Source organism: Saccharicrinis fermentans DSM 9555 = JCM 21142, assembly GCF_000517085.1.
GTDB classification, from domain to species: domain Bacteria; phylum Bacteroidota; class Bacteroidia; order Bacteroidales; family Marinilabiliaceae; genus Saccharicrinis; species Saccharicrinis fermentans.
Genome location: NZ_KI912107.1, coordinates 3,937,212 through 3,961,532 on the forward strand (window position 1 = coordinate 3,937,212; position 24,321 = coordinate 3,961,532).

A 24,321-nucleotide genomic window follows, 5' to 3' on the forward strand; every position below is an offset into this window, starting at 1 on the left:
TCAATACTTATTGATAAAATATTATTCATTCACATAAGGAGCATCTTCCGTTTCCTTCAGTTTTTGCTCAAGTTCTTTGATTTTACGCTCCTGTAGTACTTTCTTGTACTCAAAAGGTATAACCTTAACAAACTTAGGCAGATACTTGTTCCAGTTCACCAGTATATCCTGTGCTTTTTCGCTATTGGTATGTAACAGGTGCTTATTCAATAAAAACTGCAGCTCCTGCACATCAGCTGCATCCTCTACAGGAGACAACTCCACCAATCCTTTATTGCAGTAATATTCAAAATTACCTTCTTCGTCCAACACATAAGCAATACCTCCGCTCATACCTGCAGCAAAGTTCCTACCTGTTTTACCGATCACAACAACCCTACCGCCAGTCATATATTCACAACAATGGTCTCCAACACCTTCAACCACAGCGGCAGCTCCTGAGTTCCGCACACAAAAACGTTCACCGGCCACACCTCTCACGTATACACTACCGGATGTTGCTCCATATAACACAGTGTTACCAATAATAATATTCTCTTCTGGCTTAAAAGTAGAGCCCGACGGAGGCACAACAATAATCTTACCACCCGAAAGTCCTTTTCCCAGGTAATCATTGGCATCACCTTCTAATTTAAAGGCCACTCCTTTGCTCAAGAAGGCTCCAAAGCTTTGCCCTGCTGAGCCACTAAACTTACAGTTGATGGTATTTTTAGGCAATCCCTCCTCACCATAACGCTTACTCACCTCTCCTGATAACATAGCACCAACCGTACGATCTGTGTTACCAATGGTTTTGGCGATCCATACTTTAGATTGGTTTAACAGGGCAGGCTGTGCCTCTTCAATCAATTGCCAATCCATCACATCACCAATACCATGTGTTTGGGCTGTAGTATGATGCAATGGATATATCTTAGCTTCATCTGGGAAATGAAGCAACTTGCTCATATCAATTCCCTTTGTTTTCCAGTTACCAACAGCAGGATTTTGCTCCATCAGGTCGGTACGACCAATCACCTCATCCAGCGACTTATAACCCAGTTGAGCCAGATATTCACGAACCTCTTCACCAATGAAGTTCATAAAGTTAACCACATACTTATATTTACCGATAAATCGTTTTCTAAGTTCAGGATTTTGCGTGGCGATACCGGCCGGACAAGTATTGAGATGACACTTACGCATCATCACACAGCCTAAAGTGATCAGGGCTGAGGTGGCAAAACCGAATTCCTCAGCACCCAGGATGGCCATTTTAATAACATCCAGCCCGGTTTTCAGCTGTCCATCGGTTTGCAACTTAACCCTACCCCTCAAATTATTCATCACTAGTGTTTGTTGCGTTTCAGCCAGACCTACCTCAACGGGCATACCCGCATGCTTCACCGAACTTGTTGGTGAAGCACCCGTACCTCCCTCAGTACCAGCGATCACAATCAGGTCGGCATGCGCCTTAGCTACTCCGGCCGCGATCGTTCCCACTCCTGACTCAGAAACTAACTTAACACTTACATCAGCAGTCGGGTTCGTACATTTCAGGTCAAATATCAATTGAGCCAAGTCCTCTATGGAATAAATATCATGATGTGGAGGAGGCGAAATAAGGGTAATACCCGGTGTTGAGTTTCTCAATTTGGCAATAATCTTATCCACCTTAAAGCCTGGCAGCTGACCTCCCTCACCAGGCTTAGCACCTTGAGCCACTTTAATTTGAAGCTCATCGGCATTGACCAGGTAATTATTGGTCACTCCAAATCTTCCGGATGCCACCTGTTTGATGGAACTCCTTGCATTGGTCTTAAACCTTTCAGAATCTTCACCTCCTTCTCCCGTATTACTTCTTCCACCCACTTCATTCATGGCCATAGCCAAAGCAGTATGTGCCTCCTTGGAGATAGAACCATAACTCATGGCACCCGTCACAAACCTTCTGGTTATATTTTCAACCGGTTCCACCTCACTAATATCGATTGGCTTTCTATCTTTTAACTTTAATAATCCACGTAAGAACAGTGGCGACTTATTATCGGCATCCACAATCTTACTGTATTCTTTGAATTTACCATAATCTCCATTGGTAGTTGACCATTGCAATAGGCCAATCGTTTCAGGGTTCCAGCCGTGTTTTTCACCATATTTACGGTAAGCATAGTTACCTGTACTATTCAACACCTCATCCGCTGATGCCACCGCATAAGCTTTTTCGTGAAACATTTCAGCTTCCCGAGCCAATTCTTCAAAGCCTACTCCGCCAATTTTAGAAGATGTACCAGTAAAATACTTTTCCACAATCTCTTGAGAGATACCCACTGCCTCAAAAATCTGCGCACCATGGTAACTTCTCAAGGTAGAAATACCCATTTTAGAAAGAATTTTCAACAATCCTTTATCTACAGCTTTTATATAATTTTCTCTAGCATCGGCATAATCCATATTGATCTCGCCTTTCTTCACCAAATCATCAATGGCCGCAAAGCTCAAGTACGGGTTGATAACACTAGCACCAAAGCCTAACAACAATGCATAATGCATTACTTCACGTGCCTCACCTGTTTCAACCACAAGCCCCGTTTGCATCCGTTTTTTCGTTTTAATCAGATGATGGTGTACCGCGGCTACGGCCAACAATGAGGGTACCGGTGCCATATCTTTGTTGATATTTCTATCCGATAATATAATAAAGTTCTTCTGATTATCTACCGCTTTTTCTGCGGCAGCACACATGTCTTCAACGGCTTTCTTCATTCCATCACCACCTTCTTTCACGGGATACAGCATCGGAATAGTTTCCTGGGTAAATTCCTCTCTTCTATAGTCTTTTATTTTACCCAAGTCAGTATTGGTAACAATAGGACTCTCAAATTTAATCAAACGACAGTGAGATGGCGTATACTCCAGAAGATTTTTAGAAGCAGAACCTATATAATTGGTCAAAGCCATTACCAGTCCCTCACGTATCGGGTCGATAGGAGGATTGGTTACCTGTGCAAACAACTGACGAAAATAGTTGAATAAACGCTGTGGCTTTTCCGACATGGCCGCAATAGGCGTATCGTTCCCCATTGAGGTAATAGGCTCCATTCCTGTTTTGGCCATTGGTGTGATCAAAGTTTCCACATCCTCTTTGGAATAACCAAATGTTTTGAGATAGGTATGGTAATCATCTATGGATGATTTTACCCGATGCTTTACCTCGATATCCTTCAGACGGATACGATTTTCTTTCAGCCAGTTTTCAAAGGGATACTTTTGTGAAAGCTGTGCTTTAATTTCCTGATCAGGAATAATGATACCCAACTTAGTATCCACCAACAATAGTTTTCCTGGCTTCAATCGTCCCTTTTCTTTTACCTCGTCGGCCTTGAAGGTCTGCACGCCTACTTCAGAACCCATAATAATCATGTCGTTCTTAGTAATCACATAACGTGAAGGACGTAGTCCATTCCTGTCCAAGGTACCGCCAATATAACGACCATCAGAAAAAACGATAGACGCAGGACCATCCCATGGTTCCATAATTGTTGAATGAAACTCATAGTAAGCCTTTAAGCTTTTAGGAATAGGGTTTTTATCATTCCAAGACTCCGGTATAAGCATACTCAATGCCTGAGGAAGACTTCTTCCGGTAAGAAATAGAAACTCCAATACATTATCCAGCGAAGCAGAGTCACTCTTTCCGGGTTCCACAATTGGGAATATTTTTTTCAAATCATCTCCAAAGAGATCAGATTTTAACAAGGATTCTCGCGCTTGCATCCACAGACGGTTACCTTTAATGGTATTGATTTCACCATTGTGTGCCATGATACGGAAAGGCTGTGCCAAATCCCATGCAGGAAAGGTATTGGTACTAAAGCGTGAGTGAACCAATGAGATGGCACTCTTTAACTTTGGATTCTGCAAATCTAAATAATAAGCACCCACCTGTGCAGGCGTCAACATTCCTTTATAAATAAATATCTTGCTCGAAAGAGATGGAATATAAAAGGCGTCCTTATCCTTCAATTCAGATTCACGAATTTTTCTTTCAGTTACCTTACGGGAGATATATAGCTTACGCTCCAGTTTATTCTGTTCATAATTACCTTTTACAAATACCTGACGCACTCGGGGCTCTGTTCTTTTGGCAATCTCTCCTATAACACTGCTATCCACAGGAACATCACGATATCCAATAAGCTCTAGACCTTCTTCCAGTAAACTGGCATTCAACACCTCCTGACAAAGCAAAGCCTCTCTGTTTTCTTCGGGCAAAAATAGCAAGCCAGTACCATATTTACCAGGCTCTGGAAGTTCAAAACCTAAAGAACTACAAAATTCATGCGGTACTTGTATCAATATTCCGGCTCCATCACCGGACTTATTATCTGAGCTTTCAGCACCTCTGTGCGTCATGTTAACCAACACCTCAAGACCCCTGTTGACAATATCATGCGACTGCTGTCCTTTGATATTAGCCACAAAACCTATCCCACAGTTATCATGCTCATTGGCGGGGTCGTACAACCCAACTGCCTTTGGAAATCTCTTTTGCATCATATCTATATATTAAATAAAGAAGGAATAATACTGAAACCTGATCCACCAAGCGAAGCGGCCAATCTCCCAATCCCATCATCCCATCGGCGCAAGTCAATCCAACAGACTCAACACCCCATAAGATGATAATTATAATTTTTTCAATACTTTTACTTTGAAAACGAAGCAAAAATAGCATTTTTAATTATATATTCCAAGATACGAGCTTTAATATACGTTAAAAGATGACCATTTCGCATATGTTTTACTGATATTTATCATGAAGAACGTAGACACAAACATACTTAATCCCTGTATTATAGCCACTTATGTATTTTGCATAAAATACACTCGCAACGCATATATATACAACTATCCTTTACACAAAACATTTCAGTTCCCATTTCTCATCTACAGGTACACTTCACATTACAATATTATAGGGAGTCATTCAACCGGGAAAATGCATTAGAAAATATATTACGCCTTAAATGGCTTCAAAACAAGTCACTTCATTACTTATCTTCAACTCACCATAGCGGTGCTATGCCTCACCTCAAAAAGCCTTCTTTGGTGGCCATTTTAACACTCATAACGAAGTTCTAATACATCCGGGTTAAAAAATTGCACGCAATTGTATTTTTTCACAAGACCCCATAAAAAACAGAGTCACAAACTTAGATTTTATACTTTTCACTTACGAAACCCTACTTTTTATGGGGTATAAATATAATTTTAACATCTTTTTTGCAATTTTACCTACAAATTATTTGGGTATGAAGAAAAAAAACTACATTTTTGCAGTGTAAGTATTAAAAACGAATACCCCAATAGGAAAATATACCTATTATATCACAAACACCCCCAACAAAAACACCCTATGTTTTTAATAACTACATAATACATGTGTAACCTATATTAATACCTATTAGAATGAAAAAAGTAATTTTATTATTTGCGATTGTTTTAGCTGCCACAGCAGCGCAGGCTCAATTTTCAGTAGGAACAGACATTGTTTCGAACTACATTTTCAGAGGAGCCGTACAAGACGGAGGAAAAGGTGCTATCCAACCGGGAATCGAATATTCTTCTGGGTCCTTTGCCATTGGTGCATGGGGATCGTATGGAACCTCCACAGGAATGCTTCAGGAAGCTGATCTTTATTTATCGTATGGTTTAGACAATGGATTAAGCTTTGGACTAACAGACTACTACTACCCGGGGACGTCGTTTTTCGAAACAGACGAAGATATCTCAGTACATTCCTTTGAATTAAATGCAGGATATGAGACAGGCGCATTTAGCATTGCAGCCAACTACATCATGAATAATTCCACCAACACACAAGACGGAACCTACTATCTGGAAGCTGGATACGCATTTACAGACAATGTATCCTTAGCCATTGGCGGAGGTAACGGATGGGTTACTGCTACAGGAGGAGATGATTTTCAGGTATCAAACATAGCACTTACTGTTTCTAAAGACTTAGAAATTACAGACAAATTTGCTTTACCAATCTTCGGCCAGGCCATTTTGAATCCTAATACCGAAATGTTTCATCTAGTTGTTGGATTTTCACTATAAGAAACCAGCCATGGAAATTGTCCCACCAACAAGGGGATCATTCATCCAGGCAAGTTCCATAAGGTCTTTGAAAATTGAATTATAATCATACAAAAACATTATAAAGAAGGTGAATTCCGTCGCTTTTGCCATCATTTCTCAACACTTGAAAACCAAGCGATTGTTCTCTCCAACATGCGTTAAATTATAAAAGGATCGTTTTCCACCTTTTGTTTCAAAGTGCAGATCGACCGTTCACCTTCTTTTAATAAAACATAATAGTTCAACCAACTATAAAAAAATTATCATGAAAAAAATTGAAGCAATCATCAGATTAACACAATACGAGAGCGCCAAAAAAGCACTCGAAGAACAAGACATTACGTTTTTCTCATACTGGGATGTAAGAGGAACAGGCACTGCCAGAGAAGGACATCTATACCGTGGTACCGTATATGACACCAGTATTATAGAGCGTCGTCTAGTTTCTATCATCGTCCGTGACGAAAACCTGGAAAAAACAGTACAGGCACTGATGTCTGCTTCCAGAACCGGGGAGGTTGGTGACGGTAGAATATTTGTTTCAGACATAGAAGAAACATACAGAATCCGCACCGGGGAGTCAGGACCTGAAACTCTTTACCTCAAATAAATCACCCCAAATTAATCTGATTAAAAAAAACATTAAAAGAAAAATATTATGGATGCAAACGCAGCTTTAGATATATTATGGATACTGGTAGCCGGTATTTTAGTATTTTTTATGCAGGCAGGATTTGCCTTAGTGGAGGCAGGATTTACAAGAGCGAAAAACGTAGGAAACATTATCATGAAGAACTTCATGGACTTTTCCTTTGGCTCCCTATTATTCTGGATCATTGGTTACAGTATCATGTACGGCGGAGAAGGCGCCTTTTTTGGAGCATTTGATTTTTTCTACAACGTAGAAGGAGATTACCACAACCTATTCTTCCAAACCGTTTTTGCAGCTACTGCAGCCACCATTGTGTCGGGAGCTATGGCTGAACGAACAAAATTTAGTACCTACCTCATATACACAGTGGTAATTACCGCTATTATTTATCCTATCTCAGGACACTGGGTTTGGGGAGGTGGTTGGTTATCTACCATGGAAACTCCTTTTCATGACTTTGCAGGCTCTACCGTAGTACACTCTGTAGGTGGATGGATGGCCTTAGCTGGTGCATGGACCATCGGACCTCGTCTAGGTAAATACAACGGTGGTACCAATGCCATACCTGGACACAATATGGTACTAGGTGCACTGGGTGTATTCATCCTTTGGATGGGCTGGTTTGGATTTAACCCCGGATCGCAGTTAGCTATCAGTGGCGACAATGCAAACGCAGTGGCAAAAATATTTATTACTACAAACTTAGCTGCAGCAGCGGGTGCTGTTGTAACCATGTTTGTGACTTGGTTCCGCTACGGAAAACCAGATTTATCAATGACTTTAAACGGTGCACTAGCCGGACTTGTTGGAATAACAGCAGGATGTGATATCGTTAGTCCTGGCGGCGCAGCAATTATAGGAGCCCTTGCCGGACTATTAGTCGTATTTTCCATTGAACTATTCGACAGAAAACTAAAAATCGACGACCCGGTAGGTGCTATCTCTGTTCACGGTGTTTGTGGTGCTTTGGGTACCCTGTTAGTAGGCTTTTTCGCAACCGAAGGAGGTCTTTTATATGGTGGAGGAACCTCTTTATTGGTAAGCCAGGCCATCGGTATTCTTGCAATTGGCGCCTGGGCCTTTGGTTTAGGATTAATCTTATTCCAAATTCTGAAAGCAACTGTTGGACTTAGAGTTTCTGAACAAGAAGAAAGAGAAGGACTGGACATTCACGAACACGGTCAAAGTTCTTACAATTAATAGCGCACATAACCATAGCTTTTAATATTTGATGCAAGCAGTCGGGATTAATCTCGACTGCTTTTTTTTTGCACTCTTTGATAAAAATAAAAATATATGCACTAACTTTCCACTTTCTAAGCGATTACAGAAAAAAATCTTTAATTTCTTTTGTTTTAAAAAACAAATATCCTTCTAGGTTGTTTTTTCATGACAAATAATAACACAAGTGATGAAGAAAATTGTCGACTTTTACATCAATGGCTTTAAAAATTTACCCGACTGGGCCAGATCCATTTGGTTTATCATTCTGCTAAAGCTATTTATTATGTTTGTTGTCTTCAAGGTATTTTTCTTTCAGAATAAATTGAAAAAAGATTTTGAAACTGATACAGAAAGAGCCAATCACGTTATTGAACAAATTACAACACCATAAAAAAATTATTACATGTTAGAATCTGTAGACTTATCATTGGTCAATTGGTCCAGAGCCCAGTTTGCGCTAACCGCCATGTACCATTGGATTTTTGTACCACTGACACTTGGACTGGGACTCATCATCGCATTTATGGAGACCATCTATGTTAAAACAGGAGATCCCGAATGGAAGCGAATAACGAAGTTCTGGATGAAACTATTTGGAATCAACTTTGCCATTGGAGTGGCAACAGGAATTATTCTTGAATTTGAATTCGGGACCAACTGGAGTAATTATTCTTGGTTTGTGGGAGATATTTTTGGAGCGCCCCTAGCCATTGAAGGCATCATGGCATTCTTTATGGAAAGCACCTTTATTGCCGTAATGTTTTTTGGCTGGGGAAAGGTGAGCAAAAGATTTCACCTGACTTCTACATGGCTAACAGCCATCGGAGCCAACCTTTCCGCAGTATGGATATTAGTGGCCAATGCATGGATGCAGGATCCGCGGGGGATGAAATTCAATCCTGACACAGCACGCAACGAGATGGTCAACTTTTGGGATATCATTCTTTCCCCAAGTGCCGTGACCAAATTCCTGCATACAACCACCTCAGGCTTTGTCCTGGCTGCTATCTTTGTGGTAGGCGTAAGCGCATGGTTTATACTTAAAAAAAGAGAAATACTATTTGCCAAAAGAAGTATGGTGGTAGCAGCTACCTTCGGGGTTCTCTCCTCCATCATGCTCATTGCCTCTGGTGATAGTTCAGCCCGGGAGATGGCCGAAAAACAACCCATGAAATTTGCGGCCATGGAAGCATTGTACGAGGGCACTACCAATGCCCCCTTAATCGCCATTGGTATTATCGGAGATCCTCAAGACGACCCCATGGACAGCACAGCACGTAGTGACTTTAGAATCAAAATAGAGATTCCGAACATGCTTTCATACATGGCCTTTTTAAAACCGGATGCCTATGTGGCAGGAATCAAGGATCTAATCCTGGGCAACGAATCAAGAGGCATCATGTCATATAAAGAAAAAATACGTCGCGGTTACGAAGCACAACAAACCTTAATTGCCTATAAGGCCACGAAAAAATCTGACAGTCCTAAGCTGGCGGAACTAAGGGCTAAGTTTAACGACGAAGAATGGATCAATAACTACTTCAAATACTTTGGTTACGGAAGTTACTATGACCCGGATCCAGCTCAACTAGAAAAAAATGCCTTTAAAATGGTACCCCCCATTTCTCTTACCTTTTATGCTTTTCACATCATGGTCATTTTGGGTGGTCATTTCTTAATATTATTTATCATCATACTTTGGCTTCTATTTAAAAACAAATTAGAAAACAATAAGATAGTACTATGGACAGCCCTATGGACCATACCCTTGGTCTACATCGCCTCCGAGGCCGGATGGGTAGTCGCGGAGGTTGGCCGACAACCTTGGGTCATTCAGGACTTAATGACAACAGCGCAAGCCGTTTCTCAAATAGACTCAAGTTCCGTAATCATTACCTTTTTCTTATTTGCCATCACTTTTACGGCACTATTGATTGCCGAAATCAGAATATTGACCAAACAAATTAAAATAGGACCCAAAAAAGAAAGGAGACTTCAGTAATGTTCGAAAATTTATCACATTTAGCACTACAGCAATATTGGTGGTTTCTCATCTCACTATTGGGAGCCATCCTAGTATTTTTAATGTTTGTACAAGGTGGTCAGACACTCATATCCGTCCTGGGCAAAACAAAAGATGAGAAAACCATCTTAGTAAATGCCCTGGGCAGAAAATGGGAATTCACCTTTACCACACTGGTTACTTTTGGAGGTGCTTTTTTTGCATCCTTTCCCTTGTTTTACAGTACCAGTTTTGGTGGCGCTTATTGGGTTTGGATGATTATACTGTTTGCCTTTATCATACAGGCCATTTCTTATGAGTTTCGTAATAGGCCCAGCAATGTCTACGGCCCCAAAACATACGAAACATTCTTATTCATCAATGGCTTCATCGGAACCATATTTATAGGAACAGCAGTAGCGACCTTCTTTACTGGCTCTAATTTTTCAGTAAACGAATACAACCAATCACAATGGGACAACAGTTTTCATGGGCTCGAAGCTGCTCTAAATCTGCACAATATATCATTGGGATTAACCGTCTTCTTTCTGGCCAGAGTACTGGCAATACTGTATTTTATGAATGCGGTGGACCATAAAGAGATCATGACACGAGCAAAAAAACAGCTTCTGTACAATGGTATTCCCTTTGTCTTTTTGTTTCTCACATTTACGATATGGCTCTTGTTAAGAGACGGATTTGCAGTGAATCCCGACAACAAACAAATCATTATGCAGCCTTTTAAATATTTCAATAACCTGATAGAAATGCCCTTGGTAGGCATTGGTTTCTTGGTGGGTGTTCTTTTGGTATTGTATGGCATTATATCCAGCTACCTAAAGCCAAACACGCGTGGAATATGGTATAGTGGCGCAGGAACAATGCTTACTGTTTTAACGCTATTTTTAGTGGCCGGTTATAATAACACCTCCTTTTATCCATCTGTCAGTAGCTTACAGAGTTCTCTGACTATCGAAAATTCCAGCTCCAGCCACTTTACCTTAACAGCCATGAGCTATGTATCACTCATGATACCCTTCGTGATAGCCTATATATGGTATGTATGGAGAGCTATCAATAACCGAAAAATAGATCAGGAGGAAATTGAATCAGACGATATTCACATCTATTAAAACATAAGCCTTGCACACGAAACGAGCCACAAAGATACCCTGGCAAAGAAGTAGGGATAAATTAGTCCTGGCGAGTTCCTTGTGAACATTGAAATTAAATTATAATCATACGAAACGCACATGACCAGAGCAGACAATGATACACACTGATGAATGATTGAAATTTGTACTGACTCGTGAAGTTTCGCTAATTTTTAAACCGATGAAATACTTACACGAAATACTTTGGTACCTCAGCTGGCCTGTACTGATTGTCATCAGTTATCAGGCCGTAAAATGGGTCCTTAAAAAATTTGAAAAAACGAACATCGAAAAATCAGAGGGTTCTGATTATTTTGATATTTAATCATCAACAATAATTATTCTAAGATCAGGAGGCGGTCTCAAAACTTTTTAAGTATTGCTACCGCCTCTATTTAAAACGTTAAGAGAACAAGTCAAATGAGTTTTATTACACTCCAGGCATCACGCTCTTCCTACGACCAGTCGCACCAGTGAAAAACAGACATACAAGGCTATTGTAATAGCAATACCTCCCACTCCCAACCAAATAAGAAAGAATAAACTAGCGAGCAACAGTGTATACTTATCCACATTACCCATCAAACCAAAGCTTTTAAATTTCAACGAAAACATAGGAATTTCCGAAATCAGCAGAAAAGAAAACACGGGAACAAAAGCCAACAACAACCATTGACTCTGCAACAAATCAAAAAGCCAGCCACTGCCGTTATCAAACACAAAAGCCAGGGAAGCCAAAAACATACCAGTGGCAGTAGTTGTTAAACCAATAAAGCTTTCCGACTGTCGCGTATCCACATTAAACTTTGCCAGACGCAAACCAGAAAATACGGTCACCACAAAAGGGGATAAGATCAATAGCTGAGTAGGTATATTCTGCGCAAAAAGATCCGCCTCATAACTACCCAACACTACTTTAAAAAGCATCATATGCAACATCACCATAGGCGCTAAACCAAAGCTCACCATATCGCCCAGAGAATCCAGCTCCTTACCCATCGGAGAATAGGCTTTCAATATCCTGGCAGCAAAGCCATCCGAGAAATCAAACACAGAAGCTAAAAACAGCAGAAGAGAAGCCTCCATTAACATTCCATGAAAAGCAGTAAAAACACTCAAGGTGCCACAAAGCAAATTGAGGCTGGTAATAAAATTGGGGACATGTTTTGTAATAGACATAATTCAACAATAAACAGTTAGCAGCAAAGTATCATCTCAACAACAATAACACTTTTACTTTATTTTAAAATTTTGGCGCCTGCCATACGCGTACGAAATGTTGTAAAAAGCACCACCGAAATTGAACTTACAGGCATTAATATGGCAGCAACAACAGGTGACAAGTTTCCACTAATCGCAAAACCTAAACCTATGGCATTATAAAAAAACGAAATTAAAAAACTTTGCTTAACAACCGTCAAACTTTTTTGTGCAAAACGAATATACTGATGAAAATTCATAAACCTAGAAGCATCCAAGATTGCATCTCCGGCGGGAGAAAAATGGTAGATATCATCAGCCAGAGAGAGCGCCACATCGCTATTTAAAAAGGCACCGGCATCATTTAAACCATCACCAGTCATCAACACAGCGTTACCCCTTTGTTTCAATTCGGCCACAAAATTCATTTTATCCTGGGGCTTCTGATTAAAAAACATTTTATCATCATCAAACATATCCCTTAAATTTTCTTTCTCCCCATCATTATCGCCAGACAGCAAATACAGACGATACTTACTTTTAAGGGTATGAATCACATTCTCTATCCCTGGTCGATATTTATTCCCAATCTTAAAATAACCCTTCATTTTTCCGTCAATGGATAAATAAACCGAAGAAGCAGCCGCTTTAATATTCAAATCGCGCCCTTCATCAACATACTCCAACGCACCCAACTTAACACGCTCACCATCAATTGTTGAAAATATACCTCTTCCCGAAACTTCGGTATAGCCCACTGTTTCATATACCTTTACATCGGAATAAAAAGTACTGATGGCATTACTCAGGGGGTGAGTTGACTGCCTGGCCAACGAAACAGCCTTGGACAACTCATCTGGACGCAGATCAAGTCCAACAAAAGTCACATTGTTTTCCTCCGGTTTTGTTAAAGTCCCTGTTTTATCAAAGACAATCGTATCTATATGTGTTAAGCGTTCTATAACATCAGCATTTTTAATATAAAAACCCTGTTCTCCAAAAATCCGCATGGCACTTCCAAAAGTAAAAGGAATAGAAAGAGCCAATGCACATGGACAAGCCACAATCAGCACCGAAGTCAATACCAATAAGGCAGACTTAAAGCTATCCAAATACAACCAAGCGCCAAAACCAGCCAACGCAATAAAGATAACCGCCAAAGTAAATCTTCCACTGATTCTATCTACGATAGAAGTAAGTGATTTAGATGAAATATCATCTTTTTTATTTTGATTCCATAATTGGGTAAGATGACTCTGAGCCACTTCTTTTGTTACACAAATAGTAATGGCGCCTCCCGTTTGCACACCTCCCGCATACAAAAAGTCACCTTTCTTTTTTAACACAGGAGCCGACTCTCCGGTAACGAAGCTATAATCAACCAATGCCGTTCCATCCAACAAAACCGAATCGGCCGGTATCAATTCTTTATTTCTTATCAATAAGCGATCCCCCTCTTTCACATCTTTCAGAAGAATACTTTCCTCCGATCCGTTCACACGCGTTACCGCTATGGGGAAATACGATTTATAATCACGATCAAATGCCAAGGCTTGATAGGTCTTACTCTGATACCATCTCCCCAGCAATAAAAAAAACATAAAACCTGAGAGACTGTCGGAATAGCCAGGGCCGCGTCCAGTAATGACTTCGTAACTGGTAACAAAAAACAAGGCCAACACTCCAATTGCGATTGGCAAATCAATATTTACAATGCCTTTTAACAGGTTTTTAGCTGCCGAAATAAGGTAGTCACTACCACTATAAAACACCAAGGGAAAAGTTAAAGCATACATCAAATAATACAAAAAAGTACCAAAAGATCCTTCAATGGTTCCGCCATTAAAATACTCAGGTAAACTATAGAGCATTACATTACCAAACACAAATCCGGCCACCCCAATCTTATACAACAACTTCTTATCCTGCACCTTACCCTCATCATTTTCTTCAAGGTTCTGCAACGATATATCCGGAACATAATGAATAGAGACCAATAATTCCACCAGTTGCCGCAGGGAAATAATATGGGTATTGAAGCTAACCGTGTATTTTTTTTGCACAAAATTAACAGCGCCATAACTCACCCCCGGGTTTAATTTATTCAAGTGCTCCAACAGCCATATACACGAAGCACAGTGGATAGATGGAATATAGAAAGTAACTTTAGCTATACCATTATCAAAAAACTCATACAACTTTTCCTTCACTTCCTCCTTATCCAGATAAGCATACTTACTTAAATGAGGGGCTTCATCTAATCGAATACCCGGTTGTTGTTGAAACGCGTAATACTGTTGCATCTGACTATCATTTAACAGCTGATAAACAGACAAGCAGCCGTTGCAACAAAATCGCTTTCCTTGCCATTCCGTTGGCACCTTACCGCAATCGGCACCGCAATGAACACAATTATTATTTGACATCTATACCCCTCTGTTAATTACTCATCTTCTGCATGACAACAGGAATTCTGTACCGCATCCTCTTGATCCCCCTGCACATGTTCAACATGAGCCTTAGGGTGCAACATTTTTTCCGGCGGACTCAAATACGGGATTCCCAAACTTAAGCCACGCATTACAAACAAAACACCAATGACCACCACCAGTACAGGAATGGCCTTATTCATTTTCTTACGAAGGCTTACACTAACCATATCGCCCAATAAAGAAATACCCAACATCAGCGGAAGTGTTCCCAATCCAAACAATATCATAAACAAAGTACCGGTACCCACATCACCCGTTCCAATAGCACCCGCAATTGCCAGATAAACCAGTCCACAAGGCAAGAGACCATTTAGCAAGCCAATAAAAAAAAGCCGCCCAAATGATTTTTTCATAAAAAGCTTTTGAATGCCTTTACGCACCCATCCTGCTAAAGGAATATTCCCGCCCTTTACTTTTTTAAACAAAGAAGGTAGTAATACCGATATAATCATCAATGCCCCCATGACAACCGAAATCCATTGCTGAAAACCCACCAACGAAAGCCCTTGTCCTATTAAGCCAAAAACCGCTCCCATCAATCCATAGGTGACAGTTCTGCCCATATTATACAATACACCACCCGTAACTTTGGTAAGGACTCCCTTACCATACAAAGGTAAACTAAGGGCAATAGGTCCACACATACCTGCACAATGCAAACTCCCCATTATACCTAAAACAAAGCCTGACAATATTATCTCCATATCTGAATTTATCTGACTACAAAATCTTTTGACACCTTGTACTTTTTACCATCCCCCACCCAGGATATCGACACCTGGTACCTACCTTTTTTTAGGTCACCGTCCGGCACCATTAATTCCCTTTCTCCTTGAGCAAGCAGCAAGGTAACATCATCTTCTTTACCCGAAGGTCGATAAAAATAAACGGTTTTATCATATGGAAGATTGGCCACACTGGCCGCCAAAATCACCAATGCTCCGTCATCTACATTAACAACAGAAACACTATCCTGGTAAATCACAGAACGTTTATTGATTTTCATTGTTAATCCATATTCAGCCCCTTGTCGATAATAATCTTTAGTAACCAGATCATTATTCTCTCCTAAAGTAAAGATCACAAAAGAAATGATCCATGTAAAAAAAATCACAAAGAAAACGATGATTCCATGTCCCCAATTAAATTTCATATTATTCTATTAAGTATTTATCATCCATCAACAAACAACCTAGCTCATTGCCCCCACACCCAACGCATGTAAAAACAAACCATAAGCAATGATTAACTACCCGGCTTGGGACCTATAAAAGTTGCCTTTGTTGTTTCCAGCATTCTTTCCTCATCATAAATTCCCAGCTCCACAGGTGCATTTCCCTTCTTCATATCAAACCTAGCTCTCTTAAGTACAATAACACCATCAAAACTACCATCCTCAGATAACACAATGGGATATTCCGACAGGAAGAAAGCACTATTCTTTGGTTTTAAAAATTTTAATCTGATATTTTTAACACCTTCTGTTTTATTAACAATTTTCAGTTGATAAATATTAGAGATACTATCTACACTCACCTCCTGATACATGGTTCCGGGCATGCGCAACAAAGAAGCATCCACTTCGGTTCTACCCCATAAGGACACCACAAGTGCCGACAAAAGAACAAGCAACACAGCACTATAAGCAAAAGTCCTTAAGTTTTTAATACTGCTTTTCCCGGTTTCAATACTATAATTAGAAGCAAAGCGAATTAAATTAGGTGCTCGCTTCATCCTTTTCATAATAATATTGCACTCATCAATACAGGCCGTACAGTTAACACACTCCAGCTGTGTTCCGTTTCTAATATCAATACCAGTAGGGCAAACCACCACACATCCCCCACAATCAACACAATCACCTTTTAACCTACGTGGCTCTCCCCTTTTATAATCATATGCTACAGTTATTGTTTTAGCATCCATCAACACCCCTTGCATCCGACCATAAGGGCAAAACAAGGTACAAACACTTTCACGCACATATGCATATATCCAATAGTAAAAAACAGTTACCACCAACATGGCAGCATACACTTGCCAATAATCAATCAAGGGACTCTTCCAGATGAGTATCAAACCAGAGAGACCTGTAAACCACATGATAAACACATTGGTAAAAAAGAGCACAACCACAAAATAAATCACATGCTTTAAAGCAAGCGCAACTCTACCCGGAAACTTACTTCGTCTCCCCCTTTGATAATTTCCATGAAACAGATATTCGATTCTACGAAATATCATTTCCATAAAAACAGTATGCGGACATGCCCAGCCACACCAAAAGCGACCAAAGACAACCGTAAAAAGAACTACAAAAACAACAACAGTAGCCATTACAATGGCCATAATATCACCATCCTGAGAATATACAGTGGCCCCCATCAGGTGAAACTTCCTATGAACAATATCCAACAACATAAAAGGATTGCCCCCCACTTTTATAATGGGTGCAAGAACAAAAAACAGCAACAAAGAAAAAGCTACAATGGTTCTACGAGTATACCATTTACCCTTAGGTTGTCGGGCCTTTATCCGCTTTCTTTTACCGTGTTCATCAATATTATCCGGGCGCTCCCTAAATGTCTTATTCTGTTTCGATGTCATGGGCTACTTTAAATACAAACCATACTAATAACATTCAGCCAGTATATTACATACTAAAAAATTATGCACTAATTAGTGACTGCAAGAAAACTACCGTTTCAAAAAATGAGAATAACGCAGTATTTTAAGTTTTCTTGCAAAAACTAATTACATTTTACACCCTGTGGGTCCTTAGGGTTAGCAGGTGAAGACCCCACCAGCTCATTTAATATATAGTTGGCTACATACTTAATTTCTTCTTCCTGCATCATGCTTTTGTAAGGCGTCATCCCTTTGGTAGGCTTACCATTGGCTATTATATGCATCAGGTCTTCCTCACTACAACCGTTCAGCCAGAATTCATCCGTTAAATTAGGCCCTATATTATTTCCTTCTCCGTTAGCACCATGACAGGCCATACAGGCATTCTTTACAAAAAGAGCTTTTCCTTTTTCAACCATTTCGGCTTTACTCAGCTGCGGCATACTCTCTTTATTGGCAGCCTGTATAGCAGCTTGCTTCTCCTCAAACGCAGCAAGCGATTTTTCATATTCACTAGCTTGATCCCGTTTGTTTCCCGGATATCCAAAATAATGAACAAAATAGAACAAAGAAAAACCTACGGTCACCAAAAACAAAAGTGTTATCCAAAATGGTGCGGGATTGTTTTGTTCTTTAATTCCATCATAATCATGAGACTCAATATCATCATGAAATTCTTGGGGCTTATTATTGTTATCTTGGCTCATTGTAATTCAATTGGTTTAATTTCTTATATTTCCTGGTACGATAAATCGGTCATCAACAAAAACAACGTGCTTGAATCCAGTTCGTCTCCGGGTATTCAGGAAACTCTTCAAACTCCTTCACTTTTGGCATTTCACATGTCATCTTCAAGATCCTCCTCATCCTCTAAAATCGCGTTTTTGTATTGCACAAGTTTAGATTTTGGAGTACGCACAGTTCTGTAAACTATAATGACAAACAAGATGATAAAAATAGATATTCCAATAATATAGTACCATTGAATACCATCCACATCTTTTAATACTTCACTTACAAATCCCATAACTTCTAATACTTAATAAACAACATTGCCTTCACATCAGAGGCTTACATGCATAAGGATGACTCACAAGCTATGCGCCTACCCACATTCTAAGCATACTATTCATCCTCATCCACGCCTGAAATATCCTTACCCAACTTATGCAAATAAGCAATTAAAGCAACAACCTCCTTATTAGGCTCTACTTCTACACCGGAAGCTTTCAGTTCCTGCACAATTCCATTGGCCTGCTTCATATAATCATTAATGGCAAGTTCCTCAAAGCCATCCGCATAGGGAACACCCAATGTTTTCATCACTTTAATTTTCTTAGGAATCAGATCCAGTACCACATCATTTTCGGCTAACCACGGATAGGCTGGCATGATGGTTTGTGGATTCATTTCCAGGGGTTTCATAAAGTGGTTATAATGCCATACCGCCGTTTTATAAGTAGTAGATCCACCAATAGACACGTCTCCCAAATATCCAGCCCTAGCCAAATCAGGCCCTGTCCTTCGCGAACCCCATTGAAAAGGATGATCATACACAAACTCTCCAATCTTGGAATACTCACCATAACGATCCGTCTCCCATCTCAAAGGTCTTATTTGTTGCGAATGACAATTGTAACAACCATTAGATATATAAATATCTCTACCCGTCAACTCCAGAGGAGTATATGGCTTTACAGCCTCTATTTTGGGAATATTGGATTCAACACTTAAGAGTGGTATTATCTCCACAGCACCACCAATAGCTACCGCAATAAATACGAAAATGGAGAATCGAACGCCACGCCGCTCCAGCCATCTATGCACTGTTTCCCCGGCCACGTTTCTCTTTTGAGGATTCACCAAAGCAGGAGCCTCTGAATCTTCGTTGGCTTCCATTTTTCCAATGGCCATGGTTTTGACAATATTAAATAAGAAAAGTAAGAAACCCGTAAAAAACAACACCCCGCCTACAACCCGAAATGCGTACATGGGTAAAATCTGAATGGTCGTTTCTAAAAAGTTAGGATAAGCAAGAGAACCTGTTGGGGTATACTCTTTGAGCATTAACCATTGCGTGATGGCAGCCCAATACAAAGGGATTGCGAACAACAAAATGCCTAATGTAGCTATCCAGAAGTGAGCATTGGCCAACTTACTAGAGTATAACTTTGTTTTAAATAATCGCGGCACGAGCCAATACATCATTCCAAAAATAAGACCTCCATTCCACCCCATTCCGGCAATATGAGTATGGGCCACGGTCCAATCTGTAAAGTGACTAATGGAGTTCACCGTTTTAAGCGCCATCATAGGACCTTCAAAGGTAGCCATACCATAGGCTATCAATGCCACCACCATAAACTTAAGGTCAGCGCGATCACGAACAGCATCCCACGCCCCACGAAGTGTCAACAAGCCATTGATCATACCTCCCCACGAAGGAGCAATCAACATGATTGAAAAGGTAACACCCAAAGCCTGAAGCCAGTCAGGCAATGCATTATACAACAAATGATGTGGTCCTGTCCACATATACAAAAATATCAGGGTCCAAAAATGTATTATGGACAATTGATAAGAGTAGATAGGTCTGTTAGAAGCCTTAGGAAGATAATAATACATCAAACCCAACCATGGTGTTGTTAGAAAAAAGGCCACCGCATTATGTCCATACCACCACTGCACCAAGGCATCCTGAGCACCAGCATATACCGGGTAACTCTTTAACAAAGAAACCGGTATTTCAACAGAATTGACAATATGCAAAACTGCCACCCCTAAGAAAGTAGCCAGATACCACCACACGGCAGCATAAATATGCTTAACCCTGCGTTTGATAATGGTTCCTATCATGTTCCATCCAAACAACACCCAAGAAACAGCAATTAATATATCAATGGGCCATTCCAGCTCGGCATACTCTTTACCTGTAGTAAAACCCAGGAGCAAGGTAACCGCCGCTAAAACGATAATCAGCTGCCAGCTCCAAAAATGAACCTTACTGATAATATCATTAAACAATCGTGCTTTCAGTACACGTTGCAGCGAATAATAAATACCTGCAAACATGGCATTACCTATAAAAGCAAATATCACTGCATTGGTATGCACGGGACGCACCCTTCCGAAAGATGTATACTCCAGTCCCAGATTAAAAGCAGGCCAGGCCAACTGTAAAGCAGCCAGCAAGCCAACTGTTAAAGCCACCACTCCCCACACTATTGTTGCAATCGTAAAATTTTTAACAATCGCGTTGTCGTATTTAAATTTTTGTATCTCCATTATTCTATGCAATAGGGTTACTATTTATTCTTTTCAATGTCATTTTTCTCGTCACTGGTTTCATCGCTCCGGGAATGATCATCATCATCAAACAAAATACGAACCGATGGGGAGAACATATCTTCATACTGCCCCGACTTAACAGCCCACACAAACAGCCCTAAAAAAAACAGTGCTGCCAACAAGCTAACCCCGACCAATAAATAAAGTATGTTCATGACTATTTATTTTAAATAACTTTTTCCTCTTCTGTAATGGGCTCTTTACCCAAAGCAAACACTTTTTTCATTATAAAGAGCACATAAAAAATAAAGAACCAAACCGTTACAACACCGCCTGTATACCCAACAATAATCCATATGGGTGCTTTCTTAACCGTATTCCACATGGCCCGATCCTTATTCAAAGGCGGCTTATTGGTCACCTGCGCAATAGGTAGCGTCACTTCAGTTTTCACATCCCCATACACCTCTGCCTGATCCACCTGGGCTACCAGCTGCACATTACCCAATGAATCACCCGGCAAAGAATGATCCCATGAAAAATAAGACAAACCTTCTTTATTCGTGCGCTTAACATCTCCAATATTCAGATTTCCAAAATATCTTTTGGCCATCAATTTTATGCCGACCCCACCGATGCTATTTTTTTCACCCTCTAAGGATCCGACTAACTGAACCGCCACAGCTTTCTTTGACTCATCAAAAGATATCCCCAATGACAAGACTGTTCCCGGAGCAATATTGGTTTCAATTTTTTCGGCTGTTTCCTGCACATAGACAGGATTAAAGCTGCGCAAATAAGCGATCACATTCCAAATGTCGGCCTTACTCAAGGCATTCTTAAATGAAGGCATGGTTACCCGCCCCTCACTTATCTTGTAAAAAAGAGCACCGTCGGTATTCATCTGAAACTTTTCAGACGCAGGATCTCCAGGAGAAGGATTCAGCAAGGCATTAAAAGTACCCTCACCCGGCATCCCATGACAAGCGGTACACTTAACAGAAAACACTTCTTTACCAGAAGCTCTCATGGCATCGGTAAACTCAACCAGACTTAACTTTTCTTTTTGCTCCTGCGGAACTAGCCAAGAGCTTTGCGCTGATGATTTTAACACAGCACAAACACAAATAACTACGATTAAATAATACTTGTTCATTGTACTGCTATTAAATGATTTTAGACTTTGTTTCTTCATCTTCTTCGGCCATTTCCCAAATTGGGATAACAGGAAAGAGCTTTGCCAGTACCGAAATAATCATGATACCCATGATGATAGAACCTATTGTTACAGCACTTTCAATAACAGTTGGTTGATATACAACCCACTCATTGGGCAAATTTTGCACAGGTAAAAACGGATGCTCCATAGTAGGAATCACAATAATATAACGTTTGAACCAGGCCCCTACCAACACAAACAAAGAAATAACGAACAAGGGTACCGGTTTACGGAAAGGCTTCCACAAAAGCACAATCATAGGAACAATCAACCCACAGATTTGACAAAACCAGAACATCAAAGCGTGCTTACCCAAGAATAACTCATGAATATGAATCGCATCAAACTCCTTCATTTTATAGGCAGGCACCACAAACTCGTTCAGGTTAAAATAAAAATATACCACACATACAAACTCCAATAACTTCCCCATTTTATCAAATAAAGGCTCATCAAGATAACTTCTCAACTTATAGTTATTCCTAAAAAAGAAAACAGCGATGATAACTGCTCCCATACCCGTTACAAATGCCCCTGTTAAAAAATAAGGACCAAAGATGGTACTATCCCAGCCACTACGCGAATTTACCGCCAACAACCATGAGGTAACCGTATGAATAGCAAAGGCTGTGGGTATCACTAAAATAATCAGTAAACGGGTGGCCTTAAAAAGTAATTGGTACTGTTTGGGATGGTGGGTCCAATTAAAGGATAGAATTTTATATAATTTCAACATCCATTGAGGAGCATTTTTCATTCTCCCACGCGCAATAGCTAAATCAGGAATCAATGGAAGCATATACAACAAGGTACTGATGACCAAATAGGTTGTCACTACTGTTACATCCCAAAGAATAGGTGACTGCACCCTTCCGTATAAAAACACATGGTGCAACCTTTCTGGCCGCCCCATATCAGAAACAATCACCAGTCCGGCTACGGCAGCAAAAGCCACTGCTATCATTTCGGCTATTCGGGTAATGGGCTTGATCCACGTATACCCCAGCAAACCTATCACACCACTAATAAGCATACCTACCAAAGCGGTGGCTACAAAAAACACAAAGTTGGCAATGTACATCCCCCAACTTACCATATCGCGCATACCCGTTACGATCAATCCCTCTCGGTACTGAATAACATAGGCATAGATACAGGCCATTAAGGCCACAGTCAAAAATAACATCCAATTGATGTACGCATTATTAAAACCAACCGGCTTAAGCACATCTTCTGCTATTTTATCAAGCTTTTCTTTATTAATCTTAATATTATGTTCGGACATATTCTGGGTTTAATGATTAGCTATGATGATCCGGTTTCTCTGGGGCTTCAAAAACCCTATCCTTAGGAGGTAAGTAATATACACGCGGTTTCGTACCCAGCTCCTCCATCAACCTGTACCCTGCATTTTTCTCAAGCAACTCACTTAGGACTACTGTTTCACGCGTTGTTCCGTTGGTTACAGCGTTTTCATTTTCATCACCAAAATAAAACACCTCGTTGGGACACGAACGCACGCAGGTAGGCAGATCGCCTCCACGAAGACAGTCTGCACTAAACAAACATTTTGTAATGGTTCCTTTTTTCTGCGGAATATTTGCTTCCACATCATACTCCATGGGCTGCGCTTCATAAAGCTGCGCTTGAAAAGGCTCTTCCCAGTTAAATACACGAACAGAATACGGACAGGCTGCCATGCAAAACCTACATCCAATACAACGCTCATTATCAATAAGCACAATACCATCCTGACGCTTAAAGGTTGCATCCACAGGGCAAACAGATACACATGGCGGATTATCACAATGCATACAAGGCTTTGGCATATTATAGGGAGCCGATTGCGGATTATCCTGCATCACCAAAGTATTGATATGATATTGGTAAGGATGTAAGTGGTGATGTTCCTGACACCCCTTAATACACTCCCGGGCATTCCTGCATTTGGCCAAGTCAATTACCATCACCCACCTCTTGCCTGCGATCCCTAACCTTCCACGCGACTGTAAAGCCTCCGTATCCAGCTTTACTTCTTTAACCTGCGATTTAGGTATTTCAACTAATTTGTTGTCGGATGTCATCACCTTCACATACTCTTCTTCGGGAGTACGCTGAGATGTGAAGCCAGAAGCAACTGCCCCTGTTGTGGCAGCAGCTCCTATTAACCCAAGCTTACGCATAAAATCCCTTCTGGAATTTTTACCGGTTGATTTGGCCGGCTCATTTTTTTTCAACTGATCAGAATTCATGATATAAGTTTATGTTTTAAGTTACTACCACCTATTTAAGTATTGCAATGCCGAATATATAAATTTCAATTTTTAAAATAGTTC

At 40.3% G+C, this 24,321-nt stretch carries 20 protein-coding genes; 7 read left to right on the plus strand and 13 right to left on the minus strand.

The window, feature by feature from the left end; translation table 11 throughout:
• Positions 1-21 precede the first annotated feature (21 nt).
• Positions 22-4,539 (minus strand): glutamate synthase large subunit, encoded by a 4,518-nt coding sequence (gene gltB / locus CYTFE_RS0116055; RefSeq protein ID WP_235207952.1) that lies wholly within the window; start codon positions 4,537-4,539, stop codon positions 22-24.
• 912 nt (positions 4,540-5,451) lie between these two features.
• Between gltB and CYTFE_RS0116065 the strand changes: the two genes are divergently transcribed.
• The 7 genes from CYTFE_RS0116065 to CYTFE_RS30095 all read left to right on the plus strand — a co-directional run bounded on the left by CYTFE_RS0116065 (position 5,452) and on the right by CYTFE_RS30095 (position 11,483).
• Entirely contained in the window at positions 5,452-6,105 is a 654-nt protein-coding gene (locus CYTFE_RS0116065) for a TorF family putative porin (RefSeq protein WP_027472627.1), read from the plus strand.
• Between the two features lie 286 nt (positions 6,106-6,391).
• A complete protein-coding gene (locus tag CYTFE_RS0116075; protein ID WP_027472628.1) occupies positions 6,392-6,736 on the plus strand; it encodes a P-II family nitrogen regulator in 345 nt (114 codons plus the stop codon).
• Positions 6,737-6,784: 48 nt separating this feature from the next.
• Positions 6,785-7,978 carry an ammonium transporter gene (locus CYTFE_RS0116080; protein ID WP_027472629.1) on the plus strand — a complete coding sequence of 398 codons (1,194 nt, stop codon included), beginning with the start codon at positions 6,785-6,787 and terminating at the stop codon, positions 7,976-7,978.
• Positions 7,979-8,189: 211 nt separating this feature from the next.
• Positions 8,190-8,393, plus strand: coding sequence for a DUF4492 domain-containing protein (locus tag CYTFE_RS0116085; protein ID WP_044211932.1), 204 nt, complete (start codon positions 8,190-8,192; stop codon positions 8,391-8,393).
• A 12-nt stretch (positions 8,394-8,405) separates the two neighbouring features.
• Positions 8,406-10,004, plus strand: a complete 1,599-nt coding sequence (locus tag CYTFE_RS0116090; protein WP_027472631.1) for a cytochrome ubiquinol oxidase subunit I — start codon at positions 8,406-8,408, stop codon at positions 10,002-10,004.
• Positions 10,004-11,137 (plus strand): cytochrome d ubiquinol oxidase subunit II, encoded by a 1,134-nt coding sequence (gene cydB, locus CYTFE_RS0116095; protein WP_027472632.1) that lies wholly within the window; start codon positions 10,004-10,006, stop codon positions 11,135-11,137. The genes CYTFE_RS0116090 and cydB overlap by 1 nt, the downstream gene beginning before the upstream one ends.
• A gap of 202 nt (positions 11,138-11,339) precedes the next feature.
• Complete coding sequence (locus CYTFE_RS30095; RefSeq protein WP_154665685.1) at positions 11,340-11,483, plus strand: hypothetical protein; 144 nt, start codon at positions 11,340-11,342, stop codon at positions 11,481-11,483.
• A gap of 119 nt (positions 11,484-11,602) precedes the next feature.
• Here CYTFE_RS30095 and CYTFE_RS0116105 read toward each other — a convergent pair whose 3' ends face one another.
• The 12 genes from CYTFE_RS0116105 to CYTFE_RS0116160 all read right to left on the minus strand — a co-directional run bounded on the left by CYTFE_RS0116105 (position 11,603) and on the right by CYTFE_RS0116160 (position 24,237).
• A complete protein-coding gene (locus tag CYTFE_RS0116105; RefSeq protein WP_027472633.1) occupies positions 11,603-12,337 on the minus strand; it encodes a CDP-alcohol phosphatidyltransferase family protein in 735 nt (244 codons plus the stop codon).
• 59 nt (positions 12,338-12,396) lie between these two features.
• On the minus strand, positions 12,397-14,784 hold the full coding sequence (locus tag CYTFE_RS0116110) for a heavy metal translocating P-type ATPase (RefSeq protein WP_027472634.1): 2,388 nt from the start codon (positions 14,782-14,784) through the stop codon (positions 12,397-12,399).
• Positions 14,785-14,801: 17 nt separating this feature from the next.
• A complete protein-coding gene (locus tag CYTFE_RS26850; protein ID WP_052343239.1) occupies positions 14,802-15,554 on the minus strand; it encodes a sulfite exporter TauE/SafE family protein in 753 nt (250 codons plus the stop codon).
• A gap of 8 nt (positions 15,555-15,562) precedes the next feature.
• A complete protein-coding gene (locus CYTFE_RS0116120; RefSeq protein WP_027472635.1) occupies positions 15,563-16,003 on the minus strand; it encodes a FixH family protein in 441 nt (146 codons plus the stop codon).
• A gap of 92 nt (positions 16,004-16,095) precedes the next feature.
• Positions 16,096-17,457, minus strand: coding sequence for a cytochrome c oxidase accessory protein CcoG (ccoG, locus tag CYTFE_RS0116125; RefSeq protein WP_027472636.1), 1,362 nt, complete (start codon positions 17,455-17,457; stop codon positions 16,096-16,098).
• A gap of 143 nt (positions 17,458-17,600) precedes the next feature.
• Positions 17,601-18,185, minus strand: coding sequence for a cbb3-type cytochrome c oxidase N-terminal domain-containing protein (locus tag CYTFE_RS26855; RefSeq protein WP_052343240.1), 585 nt, complete (start codon positions 18,183-18,185; stop codon positions 17,601-17,603).
• A 131-nt stretch (positions 18,186-18,316) separates the two neighbouring features.
• Positions 18,317-18,505 (minus strand): hypothetical protein, encoded by a 189-nt coding sequence (locus CYTFE_RS0116135; protein WP_027472637.1) that lies wholly within the window; start codon positions 18,503-18,505, stop codon positions 18,317-18,319.
• A gap of 98 nt (positions 18,506-18,603) precedes the next feature.
• On the minus strand, positions 18,604-20,763 hold the full coding sequence (ccoN, locus tag CYTFE_RS0116140; RefSeq protein WP_027472638.1) for a cytochrome-c oxidase, cbb3-type subunit I: 2,160 nt from the start codon (positions 20,761-20,763) through the stop codon (positions 18,604-18,606).
• 20 nt (positions 20,764-20,783) lie between these two features.
• Entirely contained in the window at positions 20,784-20,981 is a 198-nt protein-coding gene (ccoS, locus tag CYTFE_RS0116145) for a cbb3-type cytochrome oxidase assembly protein CcoS (RefSeq protein WP_027472639.1), read from the minus strand.
• A gap of 11 nt (positions 20,982-20,992) precedes the next feature.
• On the minus strand, positions 20,993-21,922 hold the full coding sequence (locus CYTFE_RS0116150; protein ID WP_161636204.1) for a c-type cytochrome: 930 nt from the start codon (positions 21,920-21,922) through the stop codon (positions 20,993-20,995).
• Between the two features lie 10 nt (positions 21,923-21,932).
• A complete protein-coding gene (gene nrfD, locus CYTFE_RS0116155) occupies positions 21,933-23,270 on the minus strand; it encodes an NrfD/PsrC family molybdoenzyme membrane anchor subunit (protein ID WP_044211929.1) in 1,338 nt (445 codons plus the stop codon).
• A 16-nt stretch (positions 23,271-23,286) separates the two neighbouring features.
• Positions 23,287-24,237 (minus strand): 4Fe-4S dicluster domain-containing protein, encoded by a 951-nt coding sequence (locus CYTFE_RS0116160; protein ID WP_044211927.1) that lies wholly within the window; start codon positions 24,235-24,237, stop codon positions 23,287-23,289.
• Between the last annotated feature and the right edge of the window lie 84 nt (positions 24,238-24,321).